This is a genomic window from Mobilibacterium timonense (genome assembly GCF_900155555.1).
GTDB classification, from domain to species: Bacteria; Bacillota; Clostridia; order Peptostreptococcales; family Anaerovoracaceae; genus Allobaileyella; species Allobaileyella timonense.
Genome location: NZ_FUHN01000006.1, coordinates 82,832 through 97,411 on the forward strand (window position 1 = coordinate 82,832; position 14,580 = coordinate 97,411).

Here is a 14,580-nt window from a genome sequence, read left to right on the forward strand (position 1 = left end):
GCGAGGCTCCGCTCACTGAGACGAGAGAGGGGAGCGCTACAGCAGCTCTGCCAGATCCAGTATGAGGCGTTCCGTCTTTTCCCAGCCCAGGCATGGATCCGTGATCGACTTGCCGTAGGTGCACTCTCCCGGGCCCTGCTTTCCGTCCTCCAGGTATGACTCGATCATCAGCCCCTTCACGATCCTCGCAACGTCCCGGTTGTGCCGCATGCTGTGGAGCACCTCCTTTGCTATTCGGGGCTGCTCGTAAAACTTTTTTCCCGAATTTGCGTGGTTCGTATCCACGACGATCGCCGGATTCTTCAGCTCGGTCTCGGCGTAGAGCTCGCTCACGGCGACCAGATCCTCGTAGTGATAGTTCGGGCTGCTCTGGCCGTGGCGGTTAACGTACCCCCTGAGGATCGCGTGCGCCATCGGGTTGCCCTTGGAGGAAGCCTCCCAGTTTTCGTAGAGAAAAGTATGAGGGTGCTGTGCGGCCGTTATCGAATTCATCATTACGCTGAGGTCGCCGCTGGTGGGGTTTTTCATGCCCACCGGAATGTCCTGGCCGCTGGCCGTGAGGCGGTGCTGCTGGTTCTCGACAGAGCGGGCGCCCACCGCCACATAGCTCAGAACATCTGAAAGGTAGCGCTGGTTCCCCGGGTAGAGCATCTCGTCTGCGGTGCTCAGACCGGTCTCCTCCAGGACCTGTATGTGGAGTCTCCTGGTGGCGATGAGGCCCTTCAGCATGTTCGGCTCACCGGTGGGATTCGGCTGGTGCAGCATCCCCTTGTAGCCGTCTCCCGTGGTCCGTGGCTTGTTGGTGTACACACGCGGGACGATGAGGATCTTGTCCTTCACCTTTTCCTGGACCTCCACAAGCTTCCTGCAGTAGTCCACCACGGCGTCGGCACGGTCCGCGGAGCAGGGGCCGATGATGAGGAGAAAGCGGCTGCTTTTTCCCGTAAAGATCTCACTGATCTTCTCGTCGTTCTCCGCTTTTCTGCGGCGGTCCTCCCGGGAGAGGGGGTACATTGCCCGTATCTCCTGGACTGTTGGTATTTTTCTCTTCAACTCAAGGTTCATTTTATATCCTCGTTATATCATCGCTGTGTTCTGCATCTTACTGTGTGGCCTGTGCGGCGCCGGAGGCATTCACGATCTCGACGTCCATGCCGAGGCCCCGGAAAACATCCCAGAATCCCGGCCAGCTCTTGGAGACCGCCTGGCATCCGTCGATCCTTCCTCCTGTGATGGAGGCCAGCAGTGCCAGTGACATGACTATCCTGTGGTCGTTGTGACCGTCGAGCACTTCATCCGGAGCAGCCAGGCAGCCCGGTTCAACGATAACGCTGTCCTCAAAAACATCCACCCGTATCCCGAACTTCGCCAGCTCGCTGGCCATAGCCTGAGCCCGGTCGGATTCCTTGATCCTGAGACGCGCGGTGCCCATGAGCACGCAGCCTCCGCACGCAGCTCCGACGGCCATGAGCACCGGCCCGAGATCCGGACAGCCGGAGATGCCGATCGGCTCATCACCGGCCTGCCAGCGGCCGGCCGCCTCCAGCAGCTCGACGCAGACCTTGTCTCCCTGACAGCTGTCAGGATCGAGTCCGGAGACCTGCACCGGCGGCCGGCGGCGGTCGCTGCCGGGGGAACCGCCGGCGCGTTCAGACTCATCGCGGTCAACGCGGCTACCGTCATATTGAGCGGCGCCCGCCGGTCCGTATTTCGCCAGCGTGTTCATGCCGAGCAGAAAAGCTCCGTTTGACCAGTCTCCCTCAGCTTTCCAGTGCCGTGCTCTGTATTTTTGCTGTCCCGGTATTTCGAATGTGATGCCGCCTCCGGAGGCGGTATCGTCGCAGATGTCCAGCTCGATACCGGCTTTTTTCAATATATCCACGGTTATGTCGATGTACGGCCGGCTCTCCACCGGGGGCCGCACGGATATCCGGCTGTCGCCTTCGAGTAATGGAAGGGCGAAGAGCAGCCCGGAGACGAACTGACTGCTCACGTCTCCGGGGATCTCAAAGGCCCCCGGTCGCAGCCGGCCCCTCACAAGTATCTCGCTTGTATCCTTGTGTATGGATATATCGATCCCAAGAGGCAAAAAAGCCTCTTCATATACGGAGATCCCTCTCTCGATCAGCCTCGGGGCGCATATGAACACGCCGCCTCCGGACAGAAGAGCGACAGGGATCATGAACCGCAGCGTGCTCCCGGATTCCCCGCAATACAGCACGGGCAGATCGCCGGAGGCGCTTCCGCCTGCACTTGTCGTACCGGAACCGGTGATGCGACCTGGACCACCGGGATCGCAGCAGCTTCCGATCCCCCGCACGCCCAGGGCGAGCCCGCCGGAATCTTTTTCCTTTTCCTGGGAGATCTCGGCCCCGAGCGCCCTGACCGCCCTGATCGTGGCCTCGATGTCCTTGCTCATTGCGGCGCCTGAGATCGTGCTTTTCCCTGCGGCCAGCGCCGAGCAGATGATCTCTCGGTGCACCACGCTTTTTGACGGCGGCGCCTGTACCGTGCCGCGAGGTGTGCCCGCCTTTATGATAGCCTGCATCGCGTCCACCTTACTTCGTTATGAGATTGGTGCCGGCCCGGAAGGTCCCGGCCATCTTCAGCTGGGCGCACAGTACGTTCAGCTCCCGCATCAGCTCCTGACCCTCCTGGGTGTAGACGTTGCCCTCGGCCTCGATGTAAAAATAGTAGTTCCACAGCAGCCCCTTCATCGGCCTGCTCCGCAGGGTACCCATGTTGAAGCCGTGGGCTCCGATGATGTTCAGTGCCTGCGCAAGGGCACTGGCCTCGTTCTTGCAGGTGAAGACGAGAATGAAGTGGTCGTCCTCGTGATTTTCCTCGGGCATTGGATGGTTCTGGGCACGGCTGAAGGCAGCGAATCTGGTGGTATTGTTGTCGCTGTCGTTGATGTGTGGCTCAATGATGGAAAGCCCGAAAATATCCGCGGTGTCCTGGCTTGCGATGGCCCCAAGGTGGATGTCTCCCGATTCGGCCACCTGCTGGGAGGCTCTGGCGGTGTTGCTCCAGGTCTCGGTCTCCAGTCCATGGCGGGTAATGAATCCGTCACACTGATCCAGCGCCTGCGGGTGGCTCAGAACCCTGGTGATGTCGCTGAGCTGGGCGCCCGGCAGGCCAAGTAGATTGTGGACCACCGGAAGGTCGAGCACCTGGTTGATGAAAAGGCTTCCGCTGAATACCAGATCCATCACGGAACCGACCTCACCCGCATAGCTGTTCTCAAGAGGCAGCACCGCGCTGTCCGCCTCGCCTGCTTCGACTGCAGCGTAAGCGTCCCGAAAACTCTTGTAAGGTATCAGCTCCGCCGACGGGAACATCTTTTTCGCAGCGATGGACCCGAAAGCGCCTGGCACCCCGGCATATGCGATCTTCATGGTAGAGATGATCCTCTCCTGATATTTCCTGGAGATCCCCATGACATTGTTCAGAAAATCTACGTAGTGCGGCTCGATCTCCGGGTCGGAAATGTATTTCCGGTTCCTTGCGATCACGTCCGACTCCCTGGAGCCGTCGAAGATCGAGAGCCCGTGTTCCCGCTTGAATGCCGCTATGGAGTGCACGGTCTCCATCCTCTTCTGGAAAAGCCTTGCCATCTCCTCGTCGACCTCGTTGATGTCCTCCCGCAACTCGTCCAGCTCGTTTGAAACGCTCTCTTCCGGAACGCCATCCCACCTGTTTTTCATGTCTCCTGATACCATTTCAGAACCTTAAGATCCTTCCCCGGGCCTTGCCCGCCACAAATTACCAACTGAATTATACCAAAAAAGCGGATCCCGTTGAGGATCCGCTCGAGATGCTGTTCCAACGGCCGGAGCCGTTTGGGGAATAAGCCTGATCCTCTTCACGTCAAAAGGCAAGGGCAAAAATAGCCCTCGCTCGTAAAGACGAAAAAGGAAAAGGCGAGATCGCTGCAGCGTGCGGCGTTCCTGACGGAACGAGAGATAGAGCGGCACCTGCGGCTTTCCCCGGTCAACTCATTCAGATATTCAGTTCTGTTTCTCTGAACTTGTGACATTTGTGAAATCCCCCAATAAAAACCTTTGGCTAACTTGGCGTTATTATAGAAAAACACAAAACGAATGTCAACACCTGAAATTGCATTTACGAAAAACCATCAAAAAACCGGCCCCGAAGGGACCGGTCATCTGGATCATTTAGTATAAGATCCGCTAACTGTTGACTACTTAGGAACTACGAAGCCCTTGCCCATAGCGTCGTCTGGATCCAGGAACCACTTAGCCTCACCTGTCAGGTAAGCACCGCCTGTGACCTGCGGGATAACTGCGTCGAAATCGCCTACCTTAGCGGTGTCAGCAATGTGTCCGATGAACTTCGTTCCGATGAAGGATTCGTAAACGAAGCTCTCGCCAACGCCCAGCTCTCCCTTGTCATACAGCCAGGACATCTTTGCGGATGTGCCGGTGCCGCATGGAGATCTGTCGAGCTGAGGATCGTCAGGATTTCCGAATACTACCAGGTTCCTCAGAGCGAACTTGGCATCCGGGCATGTCTCCTTAGGATCGATATCTGTTGTGCAGTAGTTCTCTACCAGGTCTACTGTAGTGATGTCCAGCTCAGGGTGCTGGATCTCAACCGTCTTGTTGATCTCATTGAGAGCGAAGCTGGAGAACTTTGTGAGCTCGCCGGCTGTGTCAGGACCAACCTTGAATCCGAAGTTCTTCTCTGTGTCTACCAGAGCGAAGAATGAACCACCGAAGCAGATGTCGTAAACAACATCCTTGCCGTTGTAGTTCAGGTGGAGATCCTTCTTATAAACAAATGCTGGAACGTTTGTCAGCGTAACGCCGGTAACCTTGCCGTCCTTGCACTTTGCAACTGTTCTGATGATGCCGGCAGGAGCTTCCAGAACTACCTCTGTCTCAGGCTCCTTCATCTCCATCAGGCCGCCCTCAAGGATGGCTGTGACAGTTCCGATGGTGCAGTGTCCGCACATGTTCAGATATCCGCCGCCGTCCATGAAGAATACGCCGAAATCTGCTTCAGGATTGCAAGGCTCAGTGATGATAGAACCGAACATGTCATGGTGTCCGCGAGGCTCGTACATCAGCATGGTTCTGATGTAATCGTAGTGCTCCTCCAGGTAGTGCTTCCTCTCGATCATGGTGTTGCCCTTGGTCTCCGGGCAGTCGATAGCAACTCTGCAGTACTCGCCCTCTGTGTGAGCCTCGATTGTTCTGATGTGGTCGGTGTAGTTGGAATAATTGATTTTAGGTTCCAGTGCCATTGCTAGTTACCTCCTTAAAAACAATAGACGATCTCAATACATCGCCTCCGATTGATTAGATTGTATTCCATGGCAATTCCAAAGTCAACAAATCTTTAACAAAGTGCTGGAGCCGTAAACCCCTTGAAAATAAAGGCTTTCAAAAAATACAATACTTCGGATCGCCGGAAAAATCAAGGGAGCCGGGCGAAGGCATGCGAAGAGCGAAAAAAATTTTCTGCATCCCGATGCGAACAATCCGTGCAAAAATCGAGATATTTATCACATTCAAAAATCCATTGAGAATATCTATAACAGGTAGGTTGATTTATAGAAAATTCGATGTTAAAGTATTGACGAAATCAATACTGAGTTCCGTTCCGCGGAAAAGTTTTTTTATGTCTGCATATTGATATCTTCAATGACCAAGTCGTCGTTAATATTGAAAGACGGCGGCCGATATGCTATCATTACCACGGAATTGGATGTCTCTCAGCCCTTGAAAATACTGAGAAACATTGGTTTAGTAATTTATTTCACAAAGGAGAAACTTGGGCATGGAAAATTTGCAGATTTTACTGAGACAGCATGTCGGCAAGCCTTGCGCACCGGTTGTTAAAGTTGGTGACAAGGTAAAGAAGGGCACGCTGATCGCCGAGCCTACAGGCCTTGGTGCAAACATCTTCTCCAGCGCTTACGGCGTTGTTGAGGACATCACCGACGACAGGATCATAATCAAGCCTGACGATGAGCAGCCTGACGAGTACGAGAAGATCCCTGAGGGAACACCTCTGGAGATGGTCAAGGCAGCAGGTGTCGTAGGAATGGGCGGAGCCGGATTCCCTACAGGGATCAAGCTGGACACACACTTCGACGGAGACGGATACATCCTGGTAAACGCTTCCGAGTGCGAGCCTGGACTGAGACACAACATCCAGCAGATGGAAGATGAGCCTGAGAAGGTTCTGAAGGGCGTTAAGTACGCGATGGAGATCTCCGGAGCGAACAAGGCTATCTTCGCTATCAAGAAGAAGAACCGCAAGGCCATCGAGAAGCTGGACGAGCTGATCAAGGACGAGCCGAACATCTCCCGCCACCTCCTGGCAGACATCTATCCAGAAGGAGAGGAGAGAGCTGTAGTAAGATCATGTCTTGGCATCGAGCTGGAGCCAAGCCAGCTGCCATCAGCTGCAAGAGCTGTTGTTATCAACAGTGAGACCTGCTCCAGGATCGCAGAGGCCATCGATGAGAGAAAGCCTTCCTTCCTGAAGAACCTCACAGTAAGAGGAAAGCTGAACGGAGGAAACGAGGCTCACGTATTCATGGACGTTCCGGTAGGAACGAGCGTTGCTGATCTGATCGAGAGAGCAGGCGGAATCGACGGAGAATACGGCGAGATCACCATGGGCGGAGCTTTCACTGGCCACGCTACAACACTGGACGCGCCTATCACCAAGACGACAGGAGCTATCCTGGTATCCATGCCTTTCGTAGATCTTAAGGGAGCAAAGCTGGGCATCCTGGTATGCGCATGCGGCGGAAACCTTGAGAGAATGGAAGATCTGGCCAAGAAGTACAACGGCACGGTTACCCATGTTTGCTACTGCAAGCAGGCTCAGGAGCAGAAGAACGGAACAAGGAAGTGCGAGCGTCCTGGAATCTGCCCTGGACAGGTAAAGAACAACCTGGAGTTCAAGAAGTCCGGATGTGAGTACATCCTGATCGGAAATTGCTCCGACTGTTCGAACACTGTAATGGCTTCCGGCCCTAAGATGGGACTGAAGGTAATGCATATGACAGACCACCTGATGAGAGCCGTTGGACACCCTCTGTACAGAACACTGAGAGTATCCAAAGAGGTAGATCAGGATCTGAACGTTGCAGATAACATAGAGAACAACTAATTTAATACGGGCGGAGACATCTGCTCGATCATATGTAGGTATTAAACTGCAATATGATTCGCTTGATTCCTCCCCTCCCAAGCTTGTTTAAGCGAATAGTATTCAGCTTATATACATTGATAGAAATGTTAAGCAGTAATACAGGAGGAATTGAAAATGTCTATTACAGCAGAAACAGCAAAAGCTCACGCTAACGACCCCGCAGTTCTGTGCTGCAGAGCAGAAGAGGGAACCGTACTGGCTCCATCCAACTTTGAGGACCCTGCTATTTTCCCGGACCTCATCGACTCCGGACTTCTGAACACTGACGGAGCGCTGAAGCTGGGACAGGTCCTGAATGGATCCAAGCTGACCAGGACCGTTGACTCCCTGACACCTATCACACCAGACATCATCGACAAGTACGATGAACTGGAAGATGCAGGCGAGGAAAATGAAGAGGAGGCTCCTGCAGAGGAGACCGCTCCTGCGGTAAGCGTTCCGGAAGGCACTAAAATGACCGTAGCCGGCGGAGTTGTGAAGCTGGCGATCGCTGAAGGAAAAGATATCTACATCGAGTTCCCTGTTTTCTAATCGTAAAACAGAGTGCTCGCTTACCGGAAATGGCGAATGCCGTTTCTGTCCGGGTGACCGGAGGCTCCGAAAGGAGTAAAAAAGTATTTATTCTGCATCTCCGAACCCCCGAAGCATATCGGAGGTGCAGATAAATATAAATTTTGCGAAAGCAAGCATCAATTATTTTTTAAGGAGGAAGATCGATATGTCAATTACAGCTGAAACAGCTAAACAACATGCTAACGATCCGGCTGTCCTGTGCTGCAGAGCAGAAGAGGGAACCGTACTGGCTCCATCCAACTTTGAGGATCCTGCTATTTTCCCAGACCTCATTGACTCTGGACTTCTGAACACAGATGGCGCACTGAAGCTGGGACAGGTTCTCAACGGCTCCAAGCTGACCAAGACCGTTGATTCCCTGACTCCAATCACACCAGACATCATTGACAAGTATGATGAGCTGGAGGGCGAGGAAGAGGCACCTGCTGAGGAAGCAGCTCCTGCTGAGGAGGCTCCTGTTGCAGCACCTGCGGCTACACTGGCTCCAGTTGTTGGCGGAACAATCAAGCTTCACATCGGAGAAGGAAAGAACATCGACATCGAGCTCCCTGCAGGACTTGGCGGCGGCGCAGTAGCAGCACCAGCAGCAGCTCCAGTAGCAGCAGGCGCAGCTGAGGCAGCAGCTCCAGCAGAGCAGGAGGAGAAGGTCGTAAGAACTCTGTCCAGAAGACACCTGAGAATCGACAAGGTCGAGAGAGGTCCTGAGACAAAGATCGAGAACCACGTACTGTACATCGAGGAAGGCATCGAGGAGAAGGCTGTTGAGAGCGAGAAGCTGGTTCAGTCCCTGAAGATCGATGTCATCACACCAGATAACTATCATACATATTCCGAGACCATCATGGACATCCAGCCTATCGCTACTAAGGAAGGCGAAGCTGAGCTGGGCGAGGGCGTTACCAGAGTGCTGGATGGCGTTCTGATGGTGGTATCCGGAACAGATGCTAACGGCGTTCAGATCGGTGAGTTCGGTTCATCCGAGGGATACATCGACGAGAACATGATGTGGGGCAGACCTGGTGCAGCTGACAAGGGCGAGACTCTGATCAAGACAGAGGTCGTAATCGACGCTGGAAAGAACATGGAGAGACCTGGTCCTATCGCAGCTCACAAGGCTACAGATGTCATCACAGATGCTATCCGTAAGGCTCTGAAGAAGGTAGACGAGTCCGAGTTCGAGGCTGACCTTGAGGAGTTCAAGCAGGTAAGAAGACCTGGAAAGAAGAAGGTAGTTGTAATCAAGGAGATCATGGGCCAGGGTGCTATGCACGATAACTTCCTGTTCCCTGTAGAGCCAGTTGGAACACTGGGAGCTAAGCCTAACGTAGATATGGGTAACGTTCCTATCGCTGCTTCCCCACTGGAGGTTCTGGATGGCTGCATCCACGCTCTGACATGCATCGGACCTGCTTCCAAGGAGATGTCCAGACACTACTGGAGAGAGCCACTGGTACTCGAGGCACTGCATGATCCTGAACTGGACCTCTGCGGCGTTATCTTCGTTGGTTCCCCACAGGCTAACTCCGAGAAGTTCTACGTTTCCAGAAGACTGGGACAGATGGTAGAGCTGCTTGACGTTGACGGAGCATTCGTAACAACCGAGGGATTCGGAAACAACCACGTTGATTTCGTAACTCATATCGAGAACATCGGTAAGAGAGGAATTCCAGTAGTTGGATTCTCCTTCTGCGCAGCACAGGGTGCTCTGGTAGTTGGTAACAAGTACTGCAACGCTATGATCGACAACAACAAGTCCATGTCCGGTATCGAGAACGAGGTTCTGGAGTGCAACACACTCTGCCCAGAGGATGCTGTTCGTGGAGTTGCAATGCTCAAGGCTGAGATGGCCGGCGAGGAAGTCAAGGCACCTGAGAGAAAGTACAACGTCAACGTTAAGACCAATAACCTGGAGCTCATCGAGAAGGCAACAGGCAAGAAGATCGAGACCGTTGAGAACGAGCAGTCTCTGCCAATGTCTGAGAAGAGACGTGAGAAGTACGACTAATCGGAAGGTAGTCTGATTAGAGAATATTATCAGGAGAGAACATACTTATGAAATACGGAGATAAGATAATCAGAGTTGAGGGCGTCATCGTGGAGGTACATGACGGAGCCATCGGGATCGACCTCAAGGGTCGGCTTGGATATCTGGAGGTACCGGTGAGGATGGTCATCAGCGATTATCCGTTCGAAGTTGGACAGACGGTAGCCTGGAACATGAGCTTCATCGAACAGGAAGGACCTGAAGTCGATGAGAAGTATGTGAGCAGACTGAATATTTACACCCAGAAACGCAGAGATATAGCTGCAAAGAAGAAAGATAAAGAGGAGGATTAAAATGAGTTTGACAGTTGTTAAAGGACTGCAATCTGAGATCTTCGTTCCTGTTACACCAAAGTCGATCTTCACTCCTTGCACAAAGCCACTGAAAGAGATGACTATCGCACTGGCAACTGCAGCAGGAGTACACCGTAAGGATGACAAGAGGTTCAACCTGGCCGGAGACTTCACTTGGAGAAAGATTCCAGATGACACACCAGAAGACATGCTGATGGTTTCCCACGGTGGTTACGATAACTCCGATGTAAACAAGGACATCAACTGCATGTTCCCTATCACAAGACTTCACGAACTCGCTAAGGAAGGATTCATTGGCGGAACTGCTCCTACCCACGTTGGATTCATGGGCGGCGGCGGAAACATCGAGAAGTTCACTCATGAGACAGGCCCGGCCATCGCTAAGCTGCTGAAGTCAGAAGATGTTGACGGCGTTCTCATGACCGCTGGATGAGGAACTTGCCACCGCTCTGCAACAATCGTGCAGAGAGCAATTGAGGAGATCGGAATCCCTACAGTCATCATCGCAGCACTGCCTCCAGTAGTAAGACAGGCAGGTACTCCACGTGCCGTTGCTCCACTGGTACCAATGGGTGCTAACGCTGGTGAGCCACACAACGTTGAGATGCAGACTGGCATCGTAAAGGGCGCTCTGCAGGCACTCGAGGATATCGAGACACCTGGCAAGATCGTTCCACTGCCATTCGAGTATCACGCAATGATCTAATCTGTTTCCAGAAAAGGTGAACAGCTTGATCGCTTGCTAAACGCAGATCATAATAAGAAACCGCGTTCCGACATAGTCGGGGCGCGGTTTCGATTTTTGTAGAGAATGAGTCCGTCACATTAGAGCGACATGGCTGTTCAGACGGTGATAAGATAACTGAAAAAACGCCAAAACCATTGAATTTTCAACGCTTTTATAGTCGAATACTGTTGAAAAAATAACAGGATGGTTTATAATTTATATTAGTGATGCGTACCGATTCCTGAACAATTACGGCTCTGGCGCTTCGGGACAGACCGGGATTTTATCGGGAATCGGGACACTGATTATAGGCGAGACCGGGGGGACCGGGGTCGGGAGTACATCTTCCGTTGTTCTCCTGGCAAATTTCTTTCACACTTTGTTTATAATGAGAGGTCAACTATGAAAGAGATCGATCTCAGAAGGCTGGTGATAAAGGCCTTCCACATGAATGACGTGAAGATGGGGGATGCCTGCGACGTAAAGATGAACGGAGAGTTTACGGTAGGCAAGGAGATCATACCTTCACTTCTGGAGAAATACGATACCATCCAGGACATAGACATCAACCTGATAGCTCCTGGAGACCACGACAGATTCACGAACACCATAATGGATATCGTGCCTATCTCGACTAAGGTCCTTGGGAAATGCGGTGACGGTATCACCCACACCATTACAGGCGTTTACGTCATGCTCACAGGCGTTGACGTTGACGGAGAGCAGGCCCATGAGTTCGGCTCATCCGAGGGCAACCTTAAGGAGATGCTGAGACTCAACAAGGCAGGTACTCCGGGAGACGATGATTACATAATCTCCTTCGACATCCTTTTCAAGAAGGGTCAGGGTCAGGAGAGAAAGGGCTGTATCCAGGGCCATGCCGCAGCCGATGACTTCATGCAGGTATACAGAAACAAGCTGAAGAAGTTCGATGGCAGCAAGTGCACAGAGCGCCACGAGTACCACGATACCATCAGGCCGGGACAGAAGCGCGTCCTGATCATCCGTCAGGTGGCCGGACAGGGTGCGATGTACGATACATGGCTTTTCCCGGACGAGCCATCCGGCGTTGAAGGCGGCAAGTCCATAATCGACATGGGCAATGTGCCGATCATGCTCACACCAAACGAATACAGAGACGGTGCTATCCGTTCAATGCAGTAGCAAAGGAGGCGTAAAATGGGAATAGGTCCATCTACTAAGGAAACAAGCCTCCATCACTTCAGAGATCCGCTGGTGGAGATCGTGGGGAGTGATGCGGGGATCGATCTCATGGGGGTACTGGTCTTCGGTACTGCAGACGACAACGTGGACAAGATCCGCAACAGCACCATGGCCGCAAAGATCGCGGAGTGCATGAGGGCTGACGGAGTGATCGTCTCCTCCGACGGCTGGGGAAACAGCGACGTCGACTACGTGAACTGCATCCAGGAGCTCGGCGACAGAGGCATCCCGATGAGCGGGCTGAACTTCAGCGGTTCCATGGCACAGTTCGTCACGGAGTCCGAGTATATCGGGAAAAACATCATCGATATCGCGAAGAATCCCGAGGGAGTGGAGTCCAACATTGTCGGAGAGAACAATATGTCCCCTGAGGACGTAAAAAAGGCACTCATTCAGCTCAAGATCAAGATGAGGGAGAAGGAGATGAAGTCGGAATAGAAGAGTGGCAAAAGCTCTTTTTCCGGCGACATCGCCTTTCGGAATAAGGAGGCATCCCCGGGTTTACTGGGGGTGTTTCTTTTTGTAAAATGTCAGAGCAGGCCAGAAGAATGTGATCTGGCCAGAATACTATATGATGAAGGAAACAAAATGAGAAATCCCAACAGACAGGCGGAAAGGCGCAGGGCATTGGATAAGGATCCGGAACGGCCTGATACCCTGATAATCTACAACTCGAAAAACGGTTCCACTATGGAATACGCAAACTGGATGGCCCAGGAGCTGTCCTGCGACGTCATGCCCTTTGTAAAAAACAGACTTGGTCTCATTTCCGTATACCAGAACATCGTCTACGGGGGATGGATGCGCGCCTCGGAGATCGTTGGCCTGAACCTGGTGCTCAACAATTACGAGAACTTCAACATGGCGGGAAAAAATTTCTACGTGTTCGGCGTAGGCCTCGGGGATCCGGAGGACGAGGATTACATCACGAAGATCCGCCAGTTCAACTATATCGAAAAGCTGCCGAGAGACCACTATTTTCACCTCCCAGGCAGGTATCATCGGAAGGACCTCCATATGTCCGAAAAGACCATACTGAAGGCCTTTGGAGACAAGATGTTCGACGGATTGACAGACGATGAGAGCTGCATCATCAGGACCAGAATGGATGAGGGATACGACGGAGTTGACAGGAAAAACATCGAACCGGTAGTCGATGAGATCAGACGACTCAGGGAGACAGTGATCAGGACGGGAATGTCCAGATAGCTTAAGCAGACAGGAGGGTGAAACGTGATCGCTGCATAGAGGGGCTGCGCATACAGACCTGAACCATAATGAAGAAAATGCAAATTAAAAGAGGGAGCGGCATTGCCGTTCCCTCTTATGGTATCTAGAAGATATATCAATTTACTATCAACTAGTGAGTTGTTCCCTTTGGAGTCTTAACTCCATCCTTGAAGAACATGATGGATGTGAAGATTACAACTCCGGTAACGATCCATGTAAGAACTGTCAGCGGGATGCTCTTTACGAAGAAGTAAGCGATGAGTACTCCGATAACTCCGAAAACACCCTGGCAAACTGTAGCGACCATGTCGAATCTGTTCTCTCTTACGAACTGAGGAGTGTTTCCGAAAGCCATCAGGTATGCGCAGGATCCCATCATGATAGGGAATGCAGCTCCTACGTTCATGCCAAGCAGGGAAACCAGAGCCATGCACGGAGCATAGAGTCCGCAGCCCAGATCCATGAGAGCGCCCAGGAAGAAGTTAACAACGATTCCGATAACCAGCTTAGCGCCTCTCAGCTCGAGAGCGTCACCAGTTGTTCCGAAAGGTCCAACGCCCAGGGATCTGCATGCCATGATGAGTCCCAGGAGCAGCAGGCCGATGCCCATTCCGAGACGAACGGTCCTCAGGTCCCACTTGGTAACGAAGGAAGCTCCAACGAAAGCTCCTACAGTAGCAGCTGCCAGCATCGAGATAAGTGTGAGAGGATCCAGGTCTACGAATCCGAAGAACAGGAATGCCTCCATCAGTACTGGGAATGTGTCTCCTACGTTCAGAGTACCAGGGATGTTGATGTCTTCAACGGACTTCTTCAGCTTGAAAGCTGCGGAAGAACCAGCGAAGGATCCGATTCCCAGGGTGTCTCCGAAGTTGGCCAGAACACCAACGCCGGCGTTCCATTTCCAGTGCTTCATCTCTTTCTGCCACTCAGCCTCGCCCTCAGGAGTAGCTCTGTTTTTCTTGATCTGTCTGTATACCAGTACCCCTGCAAATATGAAGCCTACTACGCACAATGCCTTCAAAATTATTTCAGCACTCATAATATAACCTCCAGGTTTAAAAAAAGGAATGATTGCGTGAAAGAGAACACCCCCGAAGTCCCCTTTCAGATAGGTGAATTATACCAACCTGTTCATTTTCTGTCAAACTAATATGATGAATTTATGAACAAAAGCGCATAATATACATTCCAGCTAGAAAATCGTTATGTGCCAGTCGTTGCAAGGCTTTCAAAAAATACAAAAGCATCGTTGTGCCGCAGCACAACGCAGA

At 52.4% G+C, this 14,580-nt stretch carries 13 protein-coding genes; 8 read left to right on the forward strand and 5 right to left on the reverse strand.

Annotated elements, in window-relative coordinates; genetic code table 11:
- Positions 1–36 precede the first annotated feature (36 nt).
- From BQ7382_RS01395 to BQ7382_RS01410, 4 genes are all read right to left on the reverse strand, one after another.
- The gene (locus BQ7382_RS01395) at positions 37–1,065 is read right to left on the reverse strand and encodes a 3-deoxy-7-phosphoheptulonate synthase (protein WP_077390324.1); all 1,029 of its coding nucleotides are present in this window, start codon (positions 1,063–1,065) and stop codon (positions 37–39) included.
- A 37-nt stretch (positions 1,066–1,102) separates the two neighbouring features.
- Positions 1,103–2,548, reverse strand: a complete 1,446-nt coding sequence (locus tag BQ7382_RS01400) for a 3-phosphoshikimate 1-carboxyvinyltransferase (protein ID WP_077390327.1) — start codon at positions 2,546–2,548, stop codon at positions 1,103–1,105.
- A 10-nt stretch (positions 2,549–2,558) separates the two neighbouring features.
- Complete coding sequence (locus BQ7382_RS01405) at positions 2,559–3,707, reverse strand: chorismate mutase (protein ID WP_159437192.1); 1,149 nt, start codon at positions 3,705–3,707, stop codon at positions 2,559–2,561.
- A 497-nt stretch (positions 3,708–4,204) separates the two neighbouring features.
- On the reverse strand, positions 4,205–5,269 hold the full coding sequence (locus BQ7382_RS01410; protein WP_077390333.1) for a proline racemase family protein: 1,065 nt from the start codon (positions 5,267–5,269) through the stop codon (positions 4,205–4,207).
- 536 nt (positions 5,270–5,805) lie between these two features.
- On the opposite strand from BQ7382_RS01410, the gene prdC reads away from it, so the two are divergent.
- From prdC to BQ7382_RS01450, 8 genes are all read left to right on the forward strand, one after another.
- Positions 5,806–7,152 (forward strand): proline reductase-associated electron transfer protein PrdC, encoded by a 1,347-nt coding sequence (prdC, locus tag BQ7382_RS01415; protein ID WP_077390336.1) that lies wholly within the window; start codon positions 5,806–5,808, stop codon positions 7,150–7,152.
- A gap of 156 nt (positions 7,153–7,308) precedes the next feature.
- Positions 7,309–7,725, forward strand: a complete 417-nt coding sequence (locus BQ7382_RS01420) for a sugar transporter (protein WP_077390339.1) — start codon at positions 7,309–7,311, stop codon at positions 7,723–7,725.
- Between the two features lie 187 nt (positions 7,726–7,912).
- Complete coding sequence (gene prdA, locus BQ7382_RS01425; RefSeq protein ID WP_077390342.1) at positions 7,913–9,772, forward strand: D-proline reductase (dithiol) proprotein PrdA; 1,860 nt, start codon at positions 7,913–7,915, stop codon at positions 9,770–9,772.
- Positions 9,773–9,819: 47 nt separating this feature from the next.
- A complete protein-coding gene (locus tag BQ7382_RS01430; RefSeq protein WP_077390345.1) occupies positions 9,820–10,104 on the forward strand; it encodes a CBO2463/CBO2479 domain-containing protein in 285 nt (94 codons plus the stop codon).
- 1 nt (position 10,105) lies between these two features.
- Complete coding sequence (gene prdB, locus BQ7382_RS01435; protein WP_077390348.1) at positions 10,106–10,831, forward strand: D-proline reductase (dithiol) protein PrdB; 726 nt, start codon at positions 10,106–10,108, stop codon at positions 10,829–10,831.
- Between the two features lie 423 nt (positions 10,832–11,254).
- Positions 11,255–12,016: a proline reductase cluster protein PrdD gene (gene prdD / locus BQ7382_RS01440; protein ID WP_077390351.1), complete on the forward strand. Its 762-nt coding sequence runs from the start codon at positions 11,255–11,257 to the stop codon at positions 12,014–12,016.
- A gap of 15 nt (positions 12,017–12,031) precedes the next feature.
- Positions 12,032–12,514 carry a glycine/sarcosine/betaine reductase component B subunit gene (locus BQ7382_RS01445; RefSeq protein ID WP_077390354.1) on the forward strand — a complete coding sequence of 161 codons (483 nt, stop codon included), beginning with the start codon at positions 12,032–12,034 and terminating at the stop codon, positions 12,512–12,514.
- 150 nt (positions 12,515–12,664) lie between these two features.
- On the forward strand, positions 12,665–13,285 hold the full coding sequence (locus BQ7382_RS01450; protein WP_077390357.1) for a flavodoxin domain-containing protein: 621 nt from the start codon (positions 12,665–12,667) through the stop codon (positions 13,283–13,285).
- Positions 13,286–13,436: 151 nt separating this feature from the next.
- On the opposite strand, the gene BQ7382_RS01455 is transcribed toward BQ7382_RS01450, so the two are convergent.
- On the reverse strand, positions 13,437–14,348 hold the full coding sequence (locus tag BQ7382_RS01455; protein ID WP_077390360.1) for a permease: 912 nt from the start codon (positions 14,346–14,348) through the stop codon (positions 13,437–13,439).
- Positions 14,349–14,580: the final 232 nt, after the last annotated feature.